At 50.2% G+C, this 19,947-nt stretch carries 14 protein-coding genes and 1 pseudogene; 10 read left to right on the top strand and 5 right to left on the bottom strand.

All coding sequences use genetic code 11. The features are described from left to right. Nucleotides 1-35: 35 nt before the first annotated feature. The 3 genes from B0B12_RS01185 to B0B12_RS01175 form a co-directional block, all read right to left on the bottom strand. Nucleotides 36-2,465 (bottom strand): TonB-dependent receptor, encoded by a 2,430-nt coding sequence (locus tag B0B12_RS01185; RefSeq protein ID WP_076665687.1) that lies wholly within the window; start codon nt 2,463-2,465, stop codon nt 36-38. A gap of 157 nt (nt 2,466-2,622) precedes the next feature. Next, on the bottom strand, nt 2,623-3,369 hold the full coding sequence (locus B0B12_RS01180) for a DUF72 domain-containing protein (RefSeq protein WP_076665686.1): 747 nt from the start codon (nt 3,367-3,369) through the stop codon (nt 2,623-2,625). Between the two features lie 9 nt (nt 3,370-3,378). Continuing rightward, nucleotides 3,379-4,860, bottom strand: a complete 1,482-nt coding sequence (locus B0B12_RS01175; RefSeq protein WP_076665685.1) for a Do family serine endopeptidase — start codon at nt 4,858-4,860, stop codon at nt 3,379-3,381. A gap of 253 nt (nt 4,861-5,113) precedes the next feature. Here B0B12_RS01175 and B0B12_RS01170 point away from each other — a divergent pair, with 253 nt between their 5' ends. The 5 genes from B0B12_RS01170 (at nt 5,114) to B0B12_RS01150 (ending at nt 10,733) form a co-directional block, all read left to right on the top strand. Continuing rightward, on the top strand, nt 5,114-6,529 hold the full coding sequence (locus B0B12_RS01170) for an APC family permease (RefSeq protein WP_083704041.1): 1,416 nt from the start codon (nt 5,114-5,116) through the stop codon (nt 6,527-6,529). Nucleotides 6,530-6,708: 179 nt separating this feature from the next. After that, the gene (locus tag B0B12_RS01165) at nt 6,709-7,275 is read left to right on the top strand and encodes an SAM-dependent methyltransferase (RefSeq protein WP_076665684.1); all 567 of its coding nucleotides are present in this window, start codon (nt 6,709-6,711) and stop codon (nt 7,273-7,275) included. A gap of 184 nt (nt 7,276-7,459) precedes the next feature. Further along, nucleotides 7,460-7,861: a hypothetical protein gene (locus tag B0B12_RS01160; RefSeq protein WP_212564597.1), complete on the top strand. Its 402-nt coding sequence runs from the start codon at nt 7,460-7,462 to the stop codon at nt 7,859-7,861. 98 nt (nt 7,862-7,959) lie between these two features. Continuing rightward, a complete protein-coding gene (locus tag B0B12_RS01155; RefSeq protein WP_076665682.1) occupies nt 7,960-9,408 on the top strand; it encodes a M14 family metallopeptidase in 1,449 nt (482 codons plus the stop codon). Nucleotides 9,409-9,500: 92 nt separating this feature from the next. Continuing rightward, nucleotides 9,501-10,733 (top strand): nucleoside recognition domain-containing protein, encoded by a 1,233-nt coding sequence (locus B0B12_RS01150; protein WP_076665681.1) that lies wholly within the window; start codon nt 9,501-9,503, stop codon nt 10,731-10,733. Between the two features lie 79 nt (nt 10,734-10,812). On the opposite strand, the gene B0B12_RS01145 is transcribed toward B0B12_RS01150, so the two are convergent. After that, on the bottom strand, nt 10,813-11,271 hold the full coding sequence (locus B0B12_RS01145; RefSeq protein WP_076665680.1) for a YybH family protein: 459 nt from the start codon (nt 11,269-11,271) through the stop codon (nt 10,813-10,815). Nucleotides 11,272-11,380: 109 nt separating this feature from the next. After that, nucleotides 11,381-11,959: a glycine zipper 2TM domain-containing protein gene (locus B0B12_RS01140; RefSeq protein WP_076665679.1), complete on the bottom strand. Its 579-nt coding sequence runs from the start codon at nt 11,957-11,959 to the stop codon at nt 11,381-11,383. A gap of 302 nt (nt 11,960-12,261) precedes the next feature. Between B0B12_RS01140 and B0B12_RS01135 the strand changes: the two genes are divergently transcribed. The 5 genes and pseudogenes from B0B12_RS01135 (at nt 12,262) to B0B12_RS01115 (ending at nt 19,858) form a co-directional block, all read left to right on the top strand. Then, on the top strand, nt 12,262-13,803 hold the full coding sequence (locus tag B0B12_RS01135; RefSeq protein WP_076665678.1) for an N-acyl-D-amino-acid deacylase family protein: 1,542 nt from the start codon (nt 12,262-12,264) through the stop codon (nt 13,801-13,803). A gap of 172 nt (nt 13,804-13,975) precedes the next feature. Then, a pseudogene (locus tag B0B12_RS20765) lies at nt 13,976-15,150 on the top strand (IS256 family transposase). A 426-nt stretch (nt 15,151-15,576) separates the two neighbouring features. Next, a complete protein-coding gene (locus B0B12_RS01125) occupies nt 15,577-16,371 on the top strand; it encodes a polysaccharide biosynthesis/export family protein (protein ID WP_244554553.1) in 795 nt (264 codons plus the stop codon). Nucleotides 16,372-16,387: 16 nt separating this feature from the next. Beyond that, complete coding sequence (locus B0B12_RS01120; RefSeq protein WP_076665676.1) at nt 16,388-18,715, top strand: GumC family protein; 2,328 nt, start codon at nt 16,388-16,390, stop codon at nt 18,713-18,715. Between the two features lie 48 nt (nt 18,716-18,763). Continuing rightward, nucleotides 18,764-19,858 (top strand): NAD-dependent epimerase, encoded by a 1,095-nt coding sequence (locus tag B0B12_RS01115; RefSeq protein ID WP_076665675.1) that lies wholly within the window; start codon nt 18,764-18,766, stop codon nt 19,856-19,858. The last annotated feature ends 89 nt before the right edge of the window (nt 19,859-19,947 follow it).

Below are 19,947 nucleotides of genomic sequence, written 5' to 3'. Positions count from 1 at the left end.
GGGAAAAAGTACGCCCGCAAGCCAAATTTCCAACGCTAGAACTCCACGATAAAGCCAAGTGTGGGTACCAAGTTGCCGTCGTCATTTTTAAGGATGACAGGTATGGCATTGCTGCCGTCGAGGCGCAGCGGGTTGCCGTCGGTGGTGGCAAAGCCGGTGTTGTCCTCGTTGCGCTGGAAGGTATAGCGGTCATAGCCCGGTGTGTTGCTGCCTAGTACGTTGGCGATGTCCAGGAACAGGTCGAGAGTGATGCGGTTAAAGTTCCACTTTTTGTCGATGCGCACATCCAGTTGGCTAAACGGCCGGAGGCGATCGGTGTTGAGACGGGCGTAGTCGAGTATACCTACGCCCAGCGAGGCATAGTTGCGCTGCGAAGCCTCTAGGTCAAAAGGCGTGGTAGGCGCACCACCCGCATAGCGGTACTTGGCACCAAACTCCCAGTTGCGCGGCAACTTCTTGCCAAGCAAGCCCGAAGCCAGGTGGCGGTAATCCCAGGCGCTGGACACGTAGCGGCCGTCGGTACCGGCAAACTCGCTGATCACATAGGTATAGGAAAGCACGCCGAATACCGTGCCGGTCAATTTCTTCTGTACATAAAACTCCGCTCCGTATGCCCTGCCCTTGCCGGTCGTGCTTACGGCCTCGTTGCCAATTGAGCCAAAATCACCGCCCTGATTTGCCAGCGAAATGCCGTCGCGCAGCGATACCGGGTAGTTGCTGTAGTCTTTGTAAAAACCCTCTACGGTGAAGCGCAGGTCCTCGCGTGGCAGAAACTCAGTGCCTAGCACATAGTGGATTGAGCGGATGTAATCAGCGGAGCGGTTGAGGAAATTATTGTTTTCCTGATAGCCGAGCACAGTATAGGTCGGCAGCTTGTAATAGGTGCCCCACGAGCCGTTGATCGTCCACTTGTCGGTGAGCAGGTATGAGGCCGAGAGGCGCGGCGATAGTGTCTTGAGCGGGTTGCGACCTTCGTCGGTAAAAGAATTCATGTCGGATCGCAGGCCGAAAGACAGCCCCAGCCGGTTGTTGAGCACCGAGCGCGACACCTGCCCGAAGGCGCCATACCGGAAAAAGTCGAGATTCGTGTCATAGTCTACGGTTATGGCAGGCTGTACCAGGTTGCCGCTTTCATCGCGTACTTCGTTGCGGATCAGGCTGAAAATGTCGTTGGTAAACTGCACGTACTGGCCGGACACACCGTAAGCGTATTTGAAGCCGTTCTTATATTTGTTCACATCCAGCCTCAGCTTGTTCTCCGTTTCACGTGAAGTGGACTTGAGCGTGAGTTGCGAGGGGCCTCCCTCCTGCGCAGCCTCCGATTTTTCCAGGTCAATATTAAAAGCGTTTCGGCTCAGGGCCACGTTCACATAGCCATCATTCACGAGTCGCTTCAGGGCTACCCCAGTCGTGTAATTCCATTGGTTGTTGGAAGGTATAGAGCGCAGGATGTACTCGCTCTCGGGCGTGCTTTTGCGTGGTACGCCGAAGGCAAACTCGTCAATAGCCCCCACCCCAATAAAGGAAAGCGAGGTTTTGTTGTCGATCTTGTGGTCTACTTTGTACTGAAAATCCCAATAGTTGGGCCGGATCGGTAAGTCGATTAGTTTGAACAGAAACTGCAGGTAGCTGCGGCGGGCCGATACCAGGTAGGTGGTTTTCGGGGAAAGCGGCCCTTCCAGCGTAGTTGCGAACTCCGAACCGCTCAGGCGCACGTTCCCCGAAAAGCGCTCCGGGTTGCCATAACGCTGCCGGAATTCGAATACCGAGGCCAGCGCATTGTCATAACGAGCATCAAAAGCCGAAGAGCTCACTTTCAGGTCTTCGATAAAGGACACGTTGATGATACCCGTGGCGCCACCGGCACTGCCCTGCGTGGTGAAGTGGTTGATGAGCGGAATCTCGATGCCATCGAGGTAATATACGTTTTCGTTCGGCGCACCACCCCTTATGATCAGGTCGTTGCGCCCACCGCCGTTCGCCCCGTTGGTTGCCACGCCCGGCAGCACCTGCACTACTTTCGAAATGTCAAAATTACCACCCGGGTTGCTGCGAATCTCCTCGGTGCTCAGGCTCTGCACCGACAGCGGCGTCACGATATCGGCGATGGCTGCGCTCTGCCGGCGCCGGGCCACTACTTCCACCTCTCCCAATTGGCTGGCCGCTGGCACCAGCTCGAAGTTGATGATCTGGGCATTGCCTGAGGTCACGTTCACGTTGAATTTGCTAAGCTGCTGGTAGCCAATGTAGGAGCTCTGCAAGGTATAGCTGCCCAGCGGAATGTTGTCGATCCGGTAGGCCCCGTTCTCGTTGGTGACAGTCCCGAGTTGCGCGCCCACTACCTGCACCGAAACCCCGATCAGGGCTTCTTTGGTATTGGCATCGCGCACGGTGCCCGTTATCACACCCGTTTGTGCAAAGCTGAGTGCTGGTAAGAAGACGAAGAGGAATAAAAAGAAGCGCATGGCTAAAGGTCTAAATTACATCGCAGGTATTACCCAAATCTCCCCGAAATGTTTTAAAGACACTATATATTTTTAGTCGCAACATTCTCAACGACTTAAGAACAAGCACAAGTGTTTGATGTTTAAACGCTTAACAAAGTCATGAAGCAAAAAATACTTAAAGCTCCGTCACAAACTGACGTAGTCTATCGGCGTTGAGTACGGCGTTGCCCAGGATGGTGTTGTTGAAGAAAACCCATACCTCCTTGCCGTCTTCGAGCCAGTCTTTCACCATGTAGGCGTAGCGTTCCAGTTTTTCGTCGGAGTAGGAAGAGGCATACATTTTCTCGTCGCCGTGCAGCCGCAGGTAGGCGATGTCGGTGGTGGTGACTTCGGTGCCTGGAAAGCGCTTACCTGCGCTGGCAATGACGGTGGTGATGTTGAAATCCCGCATCAGCTCAAAACTCTCATCGGTGAACCACGACACATGCCGGGCCTCCAGTGCAAAGGGTTGCTCCGGGTATAGCTCGCGCAAGGTATGGTAAAAGTCACCGGCTATACCTTTGTCGAAGCGGAAGCTGCCGGCGATCTGCACCAGCACCGGCCCCAGCCGCGCGCCTATCAGTTGGTAGCGCGACATAAACTTCTGCAGCGGCTCCTCTATCTCCTGGAACTTGCGCTTGTGCGTGATCTCCTGGTTGAGTTTTGGCGCGAACCTGAAGTGCGCAGGCGTCTGGGCAAGCCACTTTTCGATGGTTTTGGCCATCGTGAAATGGTAAAAGCTGCTGTTGATCTCAGTGCAGTTGAAGCGGGTGGCGTAGTGGCTCAGGAAGTCCGCCGACTTGAGTTCGGGCGGATAGAGCACTTCCCGCCAGCGGTAGTTCCAGCCGGAAGTACCCACATACAGCTTGCTCAGGTCCGTCATGCCCCCTCCTTACGCACCCAGCGGGAAGTTAAACACAAAGGCCGTTCCGTCCGGCGTGATGCCATCCAGCCGCACCATGCCGCTGCGCGAGGCGGCCAGTGCCTTGCTGATGTCGGCCAGGCTATTAACCGACTGCCCGTTAACGCGCGCGATCACGGTGCCCTCCGGTATACCTGCCGAGTCGAAGAAGCCACCGGATTCTACCTTCGTGACGTACACACCCCCATTCAGTCGGTACTGCTGTTTCATGCGGTCGGTGAGCGGAGCGAAACTGGCACCCAGCCGGGCCTCCAGTCCTTTGGCGGCGATGTCGCTGACGGTCTCCTCTTCCTCGCCCTGCAGCCTTACGTTAACTTTACGTTGTTTGCCATCCCGTAGCAGGGCCAGTTCCACTTTGTCACCGGGGTAGTGACGGGCGATACGCTCTGAGAGCTCCGCCGAGGTATTCACCTCAACACCATCTATACCTTGAATAATGTCTCCTTCTCTTATACCTGCCTTCTCGGCCCCGCTACCTGGCTGCACGCCCATGATGTACACGCCACTTACCTTACCCGGATCGATGCCGCGGGAGCGCAGCAACTGGCTTTCCACGGCAGGTACCGGGAAGTTCACACCCAGGAAGCCGCGACGCACCTTGCCAAACTCCCGAATATCGCCCACCACTTTCTGCATCAGGTTGACAGGTATAGCAAAGCCGTAACCGGCGTAGCTGCCCGTTTGGGAGGCAATGGCCGTGTTGATGCCGATCAGCTGCCCGGAGGTGTTCACGAGCGCACCGCCCGAGTTTCCCGGGTTGATGGCCGCGTCCGTTTGAATGAACGACTCAATGGCGGTGTTGGCCACCTGCGCCGGATCCACGTAGCCTCCCCGCTCCGGCTGGTTCAGGATACCGATGCTTCTGCCCTTCGCGCTGACAATACCAGCCGTAACCGTAGAGTTGAGCGTGAGCGGATAGCCCACAGCCAGCACCCACTCCCCTACCTGCACCTTGTCGGAGTCACCGAGCGGCACCACCGGCAGGTTCTTTCCTTCCACCTTCAGCAGGGCCAGGTCGGTGCTGGGGTCCGTGCCGATCAGCTTGACCTGAAACGTGCGGCGGTCGGGCAATACCACCTCTATCCCTGAAGCCCGGTCGATGACGTGGTTGTTGGTAACGATGTAGCCGTCATTCGAAATGAGCACGCCGGACCCCGAACCGCGCGCCGGCGTGGATTGCTGCGGTATGCCGAACATCTCGTAAATGGGGTTGCGGCTCACCTGCCCGGCGCTGTACTCCGTCTTGATGTGCACCACGGCAGGTGTTACATTGGCCGCCGCCGGCACAAAGTCCGGGTTGCCTGCCGAAGAAGCCACCGGCAAAGCAGCAGCGCTATTGTTTGTGTTGAAGTTTCCGTTTTGGGCAGTATCGCCTTCGAAGAATTTGTACCCCACAATGGCGAGCACAGCAGACAGGATGGCGATTAGAAAGGTGCCGACAGCTTTTCCCATAAAATTCGACGTTTTACCACTTGCTTTACCGATTATCGTACGGCTAGGTTGGCTCAAAGGCAGATCTGAGTTCATAATGTCTGATTAAGTAGCTGAATGAATTGGTGACCAGGGCTATACCTGAATTGGACCCGGCATCCGCCCTTCATACGATGTACTCTTTAAAAAAGCACACTGTTTATAACTTTAATGACGATGCTGTCCGTAAACAGTTGGGTCAGAGAGAAAGAAGCCCATACCTAGCCGTAAAACTATGTCCAACCTGAACGAAGAGTACCCTACCTCAGACGCAACGCTGGCCAGCACACCGTCCACGACCCTCACCGAAGAAAAACCCAAAGCCGAGCCCAGACCCGCCCTCAGTATGATCGACGCCATTGCCGTGATCGTGGGCATTGTGGTAGGGGCCGGCATATTTAGGACACCCTCGCTGGTGGCGGCCAATGTCGAGAGTGGCACCATGTTCCTGAGCACCTGGCTGCTGGGCGGTCTGGTTTCGCTTATCGGGGCGCTTTGCTACGCCGAGCTTACCACCACCTTTCCGCATGCCGGGGGCGACTACCATTTCCTAACGAGGGCTTTTGGAAAGCGACTGGCTTTTTTGTTTGCCTGGGCCCGCATGAGTGTCATCCAAACCGGCTCCATTGCATTGCTCTCCTTCATCATCGGCGATTATATGGCACAGATTTACAGTTTCGGGGAGTTTTCTTCGGTGCTGTATGCCGCGCTGGTTGTGGTGGTGCTCACGGCCATCAACATTGTGGGAGTCAGCCTCGGGGCAGGCGCCCAACGTTTTCTGCTCCTGCTCGAGGTGTTGGGCATCGGGATTGTGCTGGTCGCAGCTTTTCTTTTCACACCAACCGAAACGGCAGCAGCAGCGAGCAATGCCGCAACTGGAAACGGTACGGCAATGGGGCTGGCCATGGTCTTTGTGCTGCTCACCTTTGGCGGCTGGAACGAGGCGGCCTATATCTCAGCAGAGCTTAAGACCGGACGCCGCGGAATGGCCACCGCCCTGATCGCCAGCATCGCCATCATCACGCTGATCTACTTGCTCATCAACCTGGCCTACCTGCACGTGCTGGGGATGGAAGGCATGGCCTCATCCAACGCAATTGCCGCTGACCTGGCGCAGGTGGCCATCGGTGACGCAGGCATGGTGCTGATCGGTATTATTGTGGTGCTGGCTGCCCTCACCTCGGCCAATGCCACCATCCTGACCGGCGCCCGCACCAACTACGCGCTTGGCCGTGACTTCCCGGTTTTCAGTTACCTGGGGCAGTGGAACACCAAAGCATCTGCACCTGTAAATGCCTATATCGTGCAGGGGATTGTGTCATTGGCACTGGTTGGGCTGGCTCTTTTTACCCGCAACGGTTTCGAGACCATGGTGGAGTATACGGCTCCGGTTTTCTGGTTCTTTTTGTTGCTGGTAGGTATAGCACTGTTCGTGCTGCGCCGCAAAGAGCCTAATAAACCAAGGCCATTCAGGGTGCCGCTATACCCGCTTACTCCGCTCATCTTCTGCTTTACGAGCGCTTATCTATTCTACTCCAGTCTGATGTACACTGGTCTGGGGGCTTTGGTAGGTATAGGCGTTTTGGTTGTGGGGGTGCTGGTGCTGCTGGCCATTCCGCGAATGCAGAAACAGAAGGAACAGACCGCATAGAGCAGATTCACCCAGATGAATCCTATTAAAATATAGATTAAATGCCATAACAAAGAACTACTAACCGCAAGGGTACGTAAATACAGCCTGTGCGTGATCAAAAGCGCCATCTCCCAGAAATACGCTCACCTTATACCTGATTTTATTCTTAAATGGATCACTAACTTAATGAAAACAAGATGAGAGCAATCAGACATTCGCTTTGCACACTCGTGCTGACCCTATTTGCCGCGGCGGCATTCGCCCAAACTACGGCTACCGCTCCCAAGCTGGACGTGCCCTATGTGCCTACTCCGCAGAAGGTGGTGGACGCCATGCTGAAACTGGCCAATGTGCAGGAGGGCGATGTGGTATATGACCTGGGCTGCGGCGACGGGCGTATCGTGATTACGGCTGCCAAGGAACACGGCGCCACCGGCACTGGCTTCGACATAAACCCGGAGCGCATTAAAGAAGCGAACGAAAACGCAAAGGAAGCCGGCGTGACGAACAAGGTGAAATTTGTGGAGCAGGACCTGTTTAAGGTAGACTACAAACCGGCTTCTGTGGTGACGCTATACCTGCTGCCAAACGTGAACATGAAGCTTCGCCCGGTGCTGCTCGAGCAATTGAAGCCAGGCACCCGCATCGTGTCCCACGCTTTTGACATGGGCGACTGGGAGCCGGAAGAAACCCAGGTGATCGACGGTTCTACCATCTATCTGTGGACCGTTCCGGATAACAAGAAAGCCGGTAAAGGCAAATAAGCCCAGCTATACCTGTAGCAAAGCCCCGTTCATACCTTTATGTGCGGGGCTTTGTTTTGCCCGGCCTGCTATCTGCTAAAATAGCCGTCGGACAGCTGATTTGATTATAAAATTCCTATATTTACCGCCGACACTAAATCTACTCTCTGAAATGTATACTGGATTACAACATCTTCACTCATTTATGGCCTACCTCGTGCTGTTAGGCCTTATCGTCAGCATCATTTTTGCCTTTATGGGCATGTCCGGCAACAAGCCATTCACGGACAAAGACAGAAAAAGAGGTCTGTTGGGCCTGATTCCTGCACACTTGCAGTGGGTGATCGGCGTGATTCTTTATTTTGTTTCGCCATTGGGCATCAACATGGCCACTGAAGGATTCATGAAAGACTCTAATTCACGTCTTTATGTGCTGGAGCACCCGCTAACCATGATCATCGCCGTGGTGCTGATAACAGTGGGATACGCCCGCTCCAAGCGTCTGCAGGACGATAAGAAGCGTTTCAGCAGCATCGCCATCTTCTACACCATCGCCCTGATTCTGGTGTTGGCACGTATTCCGTGGGCTGCATGGCCAGGCAACTAAGCCAATATCAGGTATAGCCCCACCGGGCAGCGCCTCCCCTTTCAGGTATAGCCCTGGAGCGGGAGGCGCTTTTTTTGAGAGCCTTTCATAACGGAACAATGAATACGACACCTTCAAACCAAAACATACCAGCGGCCTTAAAGGAACTGGGCCGCCAGCTTTACGAGAGCCACCACCGGTATAAAGAGCCTGCCTTACGTCACCGTCGCTTCCGCCACCGCGACATAGTGCCATTGATCGAGCAGTTGCAGGAGCAGGCTGTATTCGATGTGCAGGTGGCCGGTCACTCGGTGCAGGGCCGCTCGATCTACCTGATCAAAGCCGGAACCGGCAAAACCAACGTGCTGCTCTGGTCGCAGATGCATGGCGACGAGCCCACCGCTACGATGGCCCTCTTCGACCTGCTGCACTTTCTCAGCCAGACGGACGAACTGGATCCAGTACGCCAGCACATTCTCCAGCACCTGACCCTTTACATCGTCCCGATGCTCAACCCCGACGGTGCTGAGCTGTACAACCGCCGCAATGCGCTAGGTATAGACATGAACCGCGATGCCCTGCGTTTGCAGAGTCCGGAGTCGGTGTTGCTGAAAAAGCTACGCGACGAACTGGAGCCCGCCTTTGGCTTTAACCTGCACGACCAGAGTCGTTACTATACCGCCGGCTATACCTCCTGCCCGGCTACGATCTCTTTTCTGGCCCCGGCCTACGACTACGCACGCAACATCAACACAGTGCGTGAAAGGGCTATGCTCACCATTGCCGGTATGGACCATGTGCTACAGCAGTTTATACCTGGTCAGGTGGCCAAGTTCAACGACGAGCACGAGCCCCGGGCCTTTGGCGACAACATCCAGAAATGGGGCACTAGCGTGATTTTGGTGGAATCGGGCGGGCAGCATGGCGATCCGGAGAAGCAACACATCCGCCAGCTGAATTTCACGGCCATCCTCTCAGGGCTATACCTGATCGCGGAGGAAGGCTACAAGGCTTTTGAGCTGGCGAGCTATGACCGTATACCTGAGAACCAACGCCACCTTTATGACCTGTTGCTACGCCACGTCCGCTATACCGAAAACAACCGCGACACCATGCTGGACATTGGTATTAACCGACTCGAAGTGGATGCTCCCAACCACCTCGGCTTCTACCATAGCAGCGCCGTGGAAGAGATCGGAGACATGAGCGTGTTTCATGGGTATGAGGAGCTGGATGCCACCGGTCTTACGCTGGCGCCCGGCCAGGTATACGAACAGCCCATCGAAAGCCTGGATGAGCTGACAGTTGAGCTGGGGGCCGAATTGCTCCGGCAAGGCTTTAGCACCGTGCGGGTGCGCCATCTGCCCGGCGTCTTGCCCGACCCCACCTCGCTTCCGCTAAACGTGACAGGTATAACAGATGCTGTTAACCACCAACTGGCGCTCGACGAACCCGCCAACTTCATACTGAAGGATGCTAGTGGCCAGGCAAGGTATGCCATCCTGAACGGTTTCCTCTACAACCTGCAGGGAGAGCGACCGGCGCTTTGCCATGGCCTGCAGCACTAAGTCCAGACTCCGATAAATTTGTCAGCCAAACCCTACCCTTTTTGGAATCAGTTTGTAACTTACAGACTGATTCCAGACCAACCTTTTGCTTCATGGTATTAAACTATCTGTGGGCGGCCTTTTTTCTGATCGCCTTTGCTATTGCTTTGTTCCAGCTCATCGTGTTCCGCGATGTGGAGATATTTCAAAAACTCGTGGCCAGCACTTTCGACAACGCCAAGCTCGGCTTCGAGATTTCCCTTGGCTTGACCGGCGTGATGACCCTGTGGCTGGGCCTGATGAAAGTAGGTGAGCAGGGTGGCATCATTGCCATTTTCTCCCGGCTGGTGGGGCCGTTCTTTAATCGCCTCTTTCCTGAAATTCCGAAAAACCACCCGGTGTTCGGCTCCATCCTGATGAACTTCTCGGCCAACATGCTGGGACTCGACAACGCGGCTACCCCGCTCGGGCTCAAGGCGATGAAGGAAATGCAGGAACTCAACCCAATCAAAGACCGGGCTTCTAACGCCCAGATCATGTTCCTGGTGCTCAACACGTCTGGTCTTACCATTATCCCGATCAGCATCATGGTGTTCCGGGCACAACTGGGTGCCGCCGATCCCTCCGATATCTTCATCCCGATTCTGCTGGCCACCTTTTTCTCCACGATAGTGGGCCTCATTGCCGTGGCGCTCTACCAGCGCATCAACCTTTTCCAACCGGTGATCATGGCCTATATCGGCACCCTGCTGCTGTTGATCGCGGGGTTGATCTATTATTTCAACACCATTCCACAGGAACAGGTAAGCGTAATCTCGCAGGTGGCAAGTAATGTTATCCTCTTCTCGATTATCATTTCTTTTGTGGGGCTAGCCCTGATCCGGAAGGTGAATGTGTACGAGGCGTTTATTGAGGGTGCGAAGGAGGGTTTTTCAGTTGCGATCACGATCATTCCATACCTGGTTGCCATTCTGGTAGCGATCGGCGTCTTCCGTACCTCAGGTGCCCTTGATCTGCTCGTAGATGGTATGGGCTACCTGATCGCCCTGACAGGGTTGAACACCGACTTTGCGCCAGCCCTTCCGGTGGCCATTATGAAGCCGTTGAGTGGCAGCGGCGCCCGGGGTTTGATGGTAGAAGCCATGACCACGTACGGCGTTGATTCTTTTGTAGGCCGCATGGCTTCCGTGTTCCAGGGGTCTACCGAGACGACTTTTTACATACTGGCAGTATACTTTGGCTCGGTGGGCATCAAGCGCACCCGCTATGCCCTTACCTGCGGCCTGATCGCTGACCTGGCCGGTATCATCGCCGCCATCTTCATGGCTTATCTGTTCTTCCACTAGGTTTGCTGAGGTATATCCATAATAAAAGCGGCTGATCTGTTGAGATCAGCCGCTTTTTGTTTATAAGATTTTTACCGCTTTAGTTTCGGACCACAACCGGGTGACCTTCCAACTGCGCGTAGCTCAGTTTCCAGTTACCGTCCTCCCCTTTTTTCCAAAGGAGTACAAAGTTGCCTTCGCCAAGTCCGCGTGGCTCGCCGGGACTAGCCGGCAGCACATCTACTGAGAATGTTCCGGCCTCGTAGGCGATTTGTGTGTCTGATCCGGAGCTTACCGGGTATGTTTTAAGGTCGGCAATGGTGCCCATGGTTTCGCGCACCCACTTGTCCGATACCTCGGATTTGCCTCTGTAGATTACCTCGCCTTGCAGAAACTGCACATCCTCGGCCATCATCGAGATCACTTTGTCAGAGTCCCGCGCATTCCAGGCACTGATAAACTCCTGGTTGAGTCCGCGTACATCCACTGACTCGCCCTCCGACTTCGCACAGGAAGCCAACAGGAACAAGGCTAGGAAGGTGTAAAGTATGTTTTTCATGATTTCTAGAATTTAAGTGAGTGAACCTCGACGCAATACGTGAAATCCGCGTCGGAGGGTTTATACCTTCTCCCGGCGCCGGGCCAGGAGAAGATAAAGGGTAAATGTGTTACCAACTCTTTCTGCGAACCTCAGACGTAGAGTATGGCTTGCTGCGGTCACCATAATCCGGGTTAGGCAGGAAGTTGGCGTATACCATCTGTGGAGTTGGTCCCTCCTCTGAAGCATACATCATAGCCAGAGAGTTAGCTGCTGCTGTCTCGGCAGGCGTGGCCGCCACCAGACTTGTCTGCGCAGCTGGAGCTTTTTTGGCAGGAGCCGGTGTATTTTTGGCTACTGTTGCTCTGTTGGCAGCCGCTGCTCGTTCTGCAGCTGCTACGCGTTGGGCTGCGGCCGCTCTCTCGGCAGCTGCTATACGAGCCTCTTCCGCCTCGCGCTTCCGCTTATTATCGATCACCTTGCCTACCCCGTAACCTACGGCGCCACCGGCTACACCACCTACAACACCACCTACAACACGGTTACGCTTATGTATAATGGCACCAGCTGCGGCACCTGTACCGGCACCGATCACGGCACCTTTTGCCTGTGGGCTCCAACCAGTTCTCTGTTGTTGCGCCTCTGCTGATCCGCCAAAAGCTACTGATGCCATCAGTGCCAGGCTCATGATATAGCTTACCTTTTTCATAACTCTTTCAGTTTTGTTAGAAACATTAAACTCTGTTGACAGGGTATTTACAAGTTGCGTGCCAGTGCAATAAAAAGTCAGCTATCTAGGCTCCAAAACAATACTCCAAAAGTAAAGAAAGCAAAGCAGAAATATCATATAACTATTTGATTTATAGACGAATAAAACCCATGTACCATTTGTTAATAAATTTTTATTCAAGCGTAAAAAAAAAATTATCTGACAACTGCTTTTACCAGGTATAAAGTGCAAGCTAAACCAGGTATGCATTGCTTTTTAGGGCGAATAAATTATCTTTAGAGATGGAAAAACTGTATCGTCGCGCCGCTCTTCTTACCCGGATTCTAATTGCTCTACTTGTGTGTACCTCCTGCCAGCAAGTTACTTCCGATCAAACTCAATACGAGCTGCTGATCCGGAATGCCATGCTAGTAGACGGCACAGGGAAGGCTGCTTTTCCTGCCCATGTCCTGATTAACGGTGACTCCATTGCGCTGATTGATACTGATACGACCAATACCTATGCTGCCAACCGCACCATCAACGCCTCCGGCCTATACCTGACACCGGGCTTTATTGACACCCATGCCCACGGCGACCCGCTCGAAACACCTGATTTTTCCAATTTCCTTTCAATGGGTGTGACTACCATTTGCCTCGGCCAGGACGGCTTTAGCCCGGAGCGTGAAAACTTAAAAGATTGGATGCAGGAAGTGAGCAGCAAGGAGCTCGGCGTAAATGTAGCCATGTTTGCCGGGCACAACACGCTCCGAATGTTGTCAGGTATAGCATACGATTCCATCCCTTCTGATAAAGGTATGGCCAAAATGGAACAGCTCCTCACCGATGCGCTTGATGCCGGCTGCTTCGGTCTGACTACAGGCCTGGAATACAATCCGGGTTATTATGCTCGTCCTGAAGAATTAAACAGGCTGGCAAAAATAGTAGGTGAAAAAGGAGGCATCATCATGAGCCACATGCGCAACGAAGACGATGCTTACGTTGAAGCTTCGATTCGAGAGCTACTAGAGCAAGGGAAATACTGTCCGGTGCATGTGTCGCATATTAAAGTAGTGTATGGCAAAGGCGAGTCACGCGCCAATCGTATCCTGCAACTCCTGGACTCCGCCCGTCAGCAAGGTATAGAAGTAACAGCTGATTTCTACCCGTATACCGCCAGTTATACTGGGATCGCCATCCTGTTCCCGGATTGGGCTAAGAAGCCCTATGATTACCAGGAGGTGCTAAAGACCCGTCGTCAGGAGTTGGCGACTTTCCTGCGCAACAAGATCACGCTACGAAATGGCCCCGAAGCAACACTGATAGGTTCTGGCCCCTACAAAGGCAAAACCCTTGGGCAGGTGGCCAAGGAGCTAAACAAGCCATTTGAACTGGCCCTGATGGAAGATATTGGTCCTTACGGAGCCGACGGTGCTTATTTCATCATGGACGAAACCCTACAGGAAACATTCTTGAAAGATAAGCACGTCATGGTCTGCAGCGACGGCAGCCCTTCGATGCGCCACCCTAGAAGCTATGGTACGTTCGCCAAAGTGCTGGAAACTTATGTCGTAAAAAAGCGCCTACTGACTCTAGAGGAAGCTGTTCATAAAATGACAGGATTGTCTGCCGAAACGATTGGCCTTCTGAACCGCGGCCTTGTAAAGGAAGGGTATAAGGCTGATTTGCTGTTATTCAAGCCTGAAGAAGTAAGGGAAAATGCTACTTATGAGAATCCGCATCAGGAGGCTAGTGGGTTTAGGTATGTTTTGGTGAATGGGGCTGTGGTAAGGGAGGATAAGGAAGTTAACACCAAAGGCGCGGGCTTTATGTTAATAAAGTAATCAAACTAATATACTGTATATGAGAGTGTTCCTAATTAAAAATACTGGTATTCAATAGTGCTATAAATTCTTAATTCTAATTAGTTAAAAGCATCTTCTTACGATATCAAGACTGAGGCTGTAAAATAAACTGTGTCCAAGGATTAGCAGTATTACCTTTAACACAGTCACCATGGAAGAGAAACATGAGCTGGATCTGGAGAGGATCAAGCGCCAGTTTCTGGAGGAGTTTAGGAGCGGCAAACCCACCTTTTGCAAAAACGGAGTGGCCCTTTGATAAAACACTTCTTAGAGGCCGCCTTGGACGAGGAGATGGAGGTGCATTTGGTTGCCGAGCGACGGCGAAGGGCAACCGGCACAACGGCAAAGTTACAAAGCAGTTGCGCACCTTGGATGGCGTGATCGAGGTGATAACATCCCCCGACCGCTTGGCAGGTTTTGAGCCCCAGATCATCCGCAAGCAGGAAATCGTGCTGGCAGAGAACCTCGAGCCCCGCATCCTGAGCTTGTACGGGCTGGGCATGAACCTGCGCGACATCTCCTCGCACCTGATGGAGCTCTACGACATGGACATTTCCCACGATACGCTCGCCAACCTCACTGAGAAGATCATGGTCCAAGTCACGAAGTGGCAGGCTCGCCCGCTGGGCAGGCCCTACTGCGTTGTCTAGCTGGACGTCATGCAATACAAAGTACGGCCGGAAGGGTGCACCATCTCAAAGGCCGTCTACAACATCTGGGTATTGACCGCCACGGCCACAAAGAGCTGCTGGACGTGTACGTGTCGGAAAGCGAGGCAGTCACCTTCTGCTTTAAGTGTTCACCGACCTGCAGCAGCGGGGCCTGCAAGACATGCTCATCTCCTGCATCTATAACCGCAAGGGCTTCACCTAGGCGGCCATAGGCAGTGTGTTTCCCCGGACCGAGGCGCAACGCTGCATTGTGTATCAGATACTTAACAGTATCAAGTTCATGGGCTCCAAGGATCAGAAGAAGTTCATGCGGGCCCTTAAGCCGGTGTACAGGGCTGAGACAAAAGAACTGGCTGAGCTCAGGCTGCTGGAGCTGGAGGAGATGTGGGGTAGAAAGTACCCCAAGGTGCTCGAGAGCTGGTAGCAGAACAGGGAGATGCTGAGCACGTACTTTAAATAAACCGAGCCTATCCGCCACCTGATTTACACCACTAACACGATTGAGGGCTTTCACCGCTAGGTGCGGAAGGCGACCAAGACCAAGGGTGCCTTTCTATCGAACATGGCCCTGATGAAGCTGACCTACTTATCGCATTAGAACATCAGCAAAAAATGGGTCATGCCACTCGCCAAATGGAGTCAGACGGCACAATAGCTATCGATCTGGTTTGAGGACAGGATACAGCTGTACTTGAAGAGAGTTGCACTTTAAAAACTTTTGCCCTTTTGCAGCAAGGACGTAGCCAGAACAGCAAAAGGGCCAGTAAATTAAAATGAGGAAATGACACAGTTCAAATTACACTCCCAATAATTATCTAATATTACCCCCTCTAAACTACTGTAAGATCTAATTATAAGCTTGATAAAACCTACTTTACCTCAAATTTGATCTCTAATTCCTTTTGCTGAAATTATTTCACATTTATTATCTATTTAATTTATCACCTTTTTATTTCATATAAAAACTTACTTCAGTACATATCGTATTGTATAAAAAAACTTAAATCTTAGACTATTTTAATCGAAAGGCTAGTCTAAATGTTCTAAAGTTTACAAACTTATACAAACAACCCTTATGTATATGGATTCGTCACGATTAGTTTACTTAATGTTTATATTCTTTTGGTGTCTTTGTTCAACGGCATGTGTCAGTACTAAAGATGCGGTTTATTTTAATAACATTGGGAATACAGAAATATCGGGCAAAACGGAGAGTTTAGAGCCAGTTATTCAGCCCAATGACCTATTAAGCATTTCAATTAGTAGCCTGAACCCCGCTGCATCGGAAGTATTTAACGTATCTACCGCTAATTCCTCGAGAATAGCAAATGCTACTGCAACCAACACGGTATCACCTGTGATTGGCTATTTGGTAGACCAAGATGGAAATGTACAGCTCCCCTTATTAGGAAAGACGAAAGCAGCTGGTTTGACAAAGAAAGACTTTCAAGAAGGAATAAGAAACCAATTAATTCAAAGAAAACTGCTTATTGAGCCTGTAGTTGACATCCGATACCTCAACTACAAGATATCTGTTCTAGGTGAGGTAGCCCGACCATCAGTTTTAACGGTGCCTAACGAAAAGATTACACTTCTTGAAGCGCTCGGCTTAGCGGGTGATCTGACAATATATGCTAGCCGGAATAATGTGCTTTTAATTCGAGAAGAAGAAGGCAATAAGAAGCTCATCAGAATTGATCTGACAACAAAAGAGTTGTTCTCATCTCCTTACTACTACCTCAAGTCAAATGATATCATCTATGTGGAACCTAACAAGACCAAGATACAAAGTGCCAGTAACGTGCGGCAGTGGCTGCCAGTGGTGTTTAGTGGATTAACCGTGATAGTCATAGCTGCAGATCGATTAAGCAGATAATTAAACAGTAAACAATATGACAAAAAATACTCCTAATACTGAAGATAATTTTATTGCTTCTTTAGCATATAAGTATCTACCATACTGGCCCATGTTTGCTGCACTATTGATTATTTCTATAGCTGGTGGGTGGGCCTATCTTAATTTTTTGGCCATTCCGTCCTACGAAGTTAGTGCATCTCTCATCATTAAGGATGAAAACAAAGGTGTTAGTGGCTCACGCATCACAGAATCTATGGACAACTTCACGACAAACAAAGTGGTTGAAAATGAAATTAACATTATTCACTCCCGGTCTCTTATAAGCAAGGTGGTAAATGATCTTAGTCTGTACGCCCCTATTTATGAGGATACACAGTTCAAAGCTATCTCAGCTTACACCTCTTCTCCCATTGTAATTGAGTATAAAAATCCTTCAGAAATAAAAGCTGTGCCCAAGACATATTTTTCTGTGGACGAGAAAGTCGAAACGGTTAGGATAGAAAAAAAGGAATATCCTATTGACGAATGGGTGAGAACTCCTTACGGCACTATGAAATTTAAAAGGAATATTAATCTAGTAGAACCTTCTTCTAACCCACTTTATTTTACTTTGATCCACCCTAGCAAAGTGACGGACGAACTTATGGCTAAGGTAAGAATACAGGCTCTCAGCAAGATGTCTGCTGTCGTGAATCTTTATTTAAAAGACTCTGTACCTCAGCGAGGTGAGGATATCTTGAACATACTGATAGCATCATATAAAGAGATGGCTGTGCTAGAAAGAAACAACTTAGCCTCCAATACCCTTGCCTTTATCGAGGATCGCATTAAACTTGCTATGGAAGAACTAGAAGCATTGGAAAATAAGGTAGTAGAATTCAAAGCGACCCAAGGAGGTGTGAACCTTAGCGAACAGGGTAAGTTATACCTTGAAAATGTTCGTGACAATGACAGAAAGATTTCAGAAATCAACACACAACTAGCCGTACTCGAAAAAGTTGAACGTTATGTACTGTCTGAGAACACATCTGGCAGTTTTGTCCCTTCCACATTAGGCGTTAATGATCCTTCTCTCAACCAGCTCCTACAAAAGCTTTATGATTCTGAAATACAATATCAGAAACTTAGAAATACGACCGCTGAGAATAACCCTATATTAGTTTCTATAACCAACGAGATAGCTAATATCCGTCCAAGAATTATTGAAAATATTCGTAACCAGAGAGTAAACCTGCAGGCAAGCCGGGGAAATTTAGCCTCCACTAATAATGGTTACAACACATCTTTGCAGACCATCCCGCAAAAAGAAAGAGAACTGATGGAGCTTACCCGCCAGCAGATGGTGAAAAACAACGCGTATAACTTCTTACTTCAAAAACGGGAAGAGACGGTTCTATCACATGCGCCTACTGCTGAGGATAGTAAAGTCATTGATAGAGCGGGTACGTCTCCTTTCCCTGTTAGCCCTAAACCACTTTATATCTATATGATGTCTGTTATGGCAGCGTGTATTATGGGTTTATTCTTAATCGCTGTCAAGGAATTCTTAAACACAAAGATTCTTTTCAGAACCGAGATTGCACTCTATACCCAAGCACCGATAGTGGCCGAGCTCAGTTTTATAAAAAACCAACTAAGAGGTGGATTCACGGCGCCGACTGAGGTATCAGTTATAGAACAGTTCAGACAGCTCAGGGTAACACTTGGGTTGTATGGCAGGACTTTTACAAAAAGAAAGATTATGGTTACATCAAGCATACCTGGCGAAGGGAAGAGCTATGTAAGTACTAATCTTGCAGTCAGCCTAGCATCATCTGGCAAGAAGGTCGCCCTCCTCGATCTAGACCTACGTAACCCAAACACATCTACTCTTTTCAATCTCTATAATACGACAGGCATTATAGAGTATCTATCAGATGAGGGAATAAACCCTATTGAGATTGTAGTTAAAACGGAGTTTCCAAACCTTTTCATCTTGCCCGCAGGTTCAAATGTAGGTGACCACACAGAACTTTTGCTGAGCGAGAGACTAGAAAATCTTTTCTCATTCCTTGAGCTAACTTATGATTATCTGATTATAGATACCCCCCCAGTAGATTTAGTGTCTGATGCCTATTTACTTTCCGAATACTGCGACATTACATTACTCGTGATGCGCCATGCCTATACTCCAAAATCACTTGTGCAGCGTCTTGCCCATGACAACAAGATACAATCGCTTAACAATGTTGCAATAGTATTTAATGGTGTGAAACCACGAGGGTTTGTCAGAGGGCAATATGGCTACGGGTACGGTTATGGGTACGAGCATAAGTATGACGATAAAACATACCGAAACAGAAGTGCTAAGGCAAATGCTTGACTATAGCTACTGCAAATACAATTTATTCATTCATAATAATGGCCAGGTATGAAAATTTTAGTTACGGGAACGGCTGGATTTGTAGGTTTTCATTTAGCCGAAAAACTGCTCCAAAGAGGTGACAGAGTAGTAGGTGTAGATAATATCAACGATTATTATGACACAAGACTAAAATTCGCCCGGTTGAATGAAAGTGGTATTTGTAAAGAACTTATAGAGTGGAACACAGAAGTACGCAGTTATAAATATCCACTTTATAGTTTCTATAGAATGAATTTAGAGGATAAGGCAAACTTATTCTCACTTTGCGAGCGCGAGCAATTTGATGTAATTGTGCACTTGGCAGCCCAAGCCGGCGTGCGCTATTCTATCACTAATCCCGATGCATATGCACAGTCAAATTTAATCAGCTTCTTGAACATTCTGGAAGCAAGTCGTTACCTTAATATAAAACATTTAGTCTACGCCAGCTCTTCCAGCGTTTACGGCTTGAACGGCATAATGCCATCCTCAGAGAAGCATAATGTAGATCATCCTGTGTCTTTGTATGCGGCCAGCAAAAAAGCAAATGAGCTGATGGCCCATACATACAGTCATTTATACAGAATTCCCACGACCGGCTTACGTTTCTTCACTGTTTATGGACCTTGGGGTCGACCGGATATGGCGTATTTTTTGTTTGCCGAGGCCATCCAGAATAATAAGCACATACAAGTATTCAATAACGGTGAGATGCAGCGTGACTTCACCTACATTGATGACGTAACCGAGGGAATAACAAGCGTGATGGATAGACCTGCTGAGCCTCAACCAAATTGGGACTGTGAAAATCCTGATCCATCCTGCTCAACTGCTCCTTATAGAATCTATAATATCGGTAATAATAAGCCAGTGCAACTAATGGCGTTTATTAGTGAATTACAAAAGTGCATGGGTAAAACTGCACTCCTCGAAATGCTCGGGAAACAACCAGGGGATGTAACCGCTACATGGGCTAATGTGGATGAGTTAATAGCAAATTTCAATTATAAACCAGACACAACTATAACATGTGGGCTAAAAAAATTCACAGACTGGTATACTAATTTTTATTATGCTCAGGAAGAAACCGAGTTACAACCGGAGACAGCAAGTTTGCCTTGAGCAATTAATTTCCAAAGTAATGCTTACGCCCATTACCTCTTTGGAGTAAGACCAGCTTGTCAGAAGAATTTTACTGATCCAAGTATATA

Origin of the sequence: Pontibacter indicus, assembly GCF_900156345.1 — a bacterium.
GTDB lineage: Bacteria > Bacteroidota > Bacteroidia > Cytophagales > Hymenobacteraceae > Pontibacter > Pontibacter indicus.
This window is presented reverse-complemented; position numbering and strand designations above follow the sequence as displayed.

Coding starts and splice junctions, on each gene's coding strand:
- B0B12_RS01185 (WP_076665687.1), bottom strand. CDS start 2,465: ATGCGCTTCTTTTTATTCCTCTTCGTCTTCTTACCAGCACTCAGCTTT.
- B0B12_RS01180 (WP_076665686.1), bottom strand. CDS start 3,369: ATGACGGACCTGAGCAAGCTGTATGTGGGTACTTCCGGCTGGAACTAC.
- B0B12_RS01175 (WP_076665685.1), bottom strand. CDS start 4,860: ATGGGAAAAGCTGTCGGCACCTTTCTAATCGCCATCCTGTCTGCTGTG.
- B0B12_RS01170 (WP_083704041.1), top strand. CDS start 5,114: ATGTCCAACCTGAACGAAGAGTACCCTACCTCAGACGCAACGCTGGCC.
- B0B12_RS01165 (WP_076665684.1), top strand. CDS start 6,709: ATGAGAGCAATCAGACATTCGCTTTGCACACTCGTGCTGACCCTATTT.
- B0B12_RS01160 (WP_212564597.1), top strand. CDS start 7,460: ATGGCCTACCTCGTGCTGTTAGGCCTTATCGTCAGCATCATTTTTGCC.
- B0B12_RS01155 (WP_076665682.1), top strand. CDS start 7,960: ATGAATACGACACCTTCAAACCAAAACATACCAGCGGCCTTAAAGGAA.
- B0B12_RS01150 (WP_076665681.1), top strand. CDS start 9,501: ATGGTATTAAACTATCTGTGGGCGGCCTTTTTTCTGATCGCCTTTGCT.
- B0B12_RS01145 (WP_076665680.1), bottom strand. CDS start 11,271: ATGAAAAACATACTTTACACCTTCCTAGCCTTGTTCCTGTTGGCTTCC.
- B0B12_RS01140 (WP_076665679.1), bottom strand. CDS start 11,959: ATGAAAAAGGTAAGCTATATCATGAGCCTGGCACTGATGGCATCAGTA.
- B0B12_RS01135 (WP_076665678.1), top strand. CDS start 12,262: ATGGAAAAACTGTATCGTCGCGCCGCTCTTCTTACCCGGATTCTAATT.
- B0B12_RS01125 (WP_244554553.1), top strand. CDS start 15,577: ATGGATTCGTCACGATTAGTTTACTTAATGTTTATATTCTTTTGGTGT.
- B0B12_RS01120 (WP_076665676.1), top strand. CDS start 16,388: ATGACAAAAAATACTCCTAATACTGAAGATAATTTTATTGCTTCTTTA.
- B0B12_RS01115 (WP_076665675.1), top strand. CDS start 18,764: ATGAAAATTTTAGTTACGGGAACGGCTGGATTTGTAGGTTTTCATTTA.